Source organism: Myxococcus llanfairpwllgwyngyllgogerychwyrndrobwllllantysiliogogogochensis (genome assembly GCF_006636215.1).
Lineage (GTDB): Bacteria > Myxococcota > Myxococcia > Myxococcales > Myxococcaceae > Myxococcus > Myxococcus llanfairpwllgwyngyllgogerychwyrndrobwllllantysiliogogogochensis.
Window position 1 is genome coordinate 1 of sequence record NZ_VIFM01000593.1, and the last position, 683, is coordinate 683.

1 protein-coding gene is annotated in these 683 nt (G+C 68.8%); it reads left to right on the forward strand.

Going from position 1 to position 683, the window contains the following annotated elements:
- A partial coding sequence (locus FJV41_RS57050) for a cyclopropane-fatty-acyl-phospholipid synthase family protein (RefSeq protein ID WP_141649546.1) occupies positions 1–664 on the forward strand: 664 nt, incomplete at its 5' end.
- Between the last annotated feature and the right edge of the window lie 19 nt (positions 665–683).

The window sequence follows — 683 nt, forward strand, 5'->3', positions numbered from 1 at the left end:
GACCCTGTGGATGGCGGCCCGCTACCCGGCGAGCCGCATCACCGCGCTCTCCAACTCCCGCTCCCAGCGCGAGTACATCGAATCGGAGGCGCGGCGCCGGAATCTGCAGAACGTGCAGGTGCGCACCTGCGACTTCAACGTCTTCGACACGCCGGAGCGCTTCGATCGCATCGTCTCGGTGGAGATGTTCGAGCACCTGCGCAATTGGCCGCAGGCATTCGCGCACGTGGCCCGCTGGCTGGAGCCCGGTGGACGCTTCTTCCTGCACGTGTTCGCGCACCGCGAGGCCCCCTACCCCTTCGTGGCCCGCGACGCCAGCGACTGGATGAGCGAACACTTCTTCTCGGGCGGAATGATGCCGAGCGACGACCTTGCGCTGCACTGCCAGGACGACCTGCGGCTGGCACGGCGCTGGCGCTGGGACGGCACGCACTACGCCCGCACCGCGCGGGCCTGGCTGGACAACATGGACGCAAGCCGTGACGTGTTGCGGCCCCTGTTCGACGAGGTCTATGGGACGGCCGCCGATACCTGGTGGGCGCGCTGGCGGCTGTTCTTCCTGGCCGTCGAGGAATTGTTCGCCTACGGCGCGGGCCAGCAGTGGTGGGTGAGCCATTACCTGTTCGACCGGCGTACGGCGCCCGCCGCGGCCACGGCCGGCTGACACCCGGGACTTGAAGCAC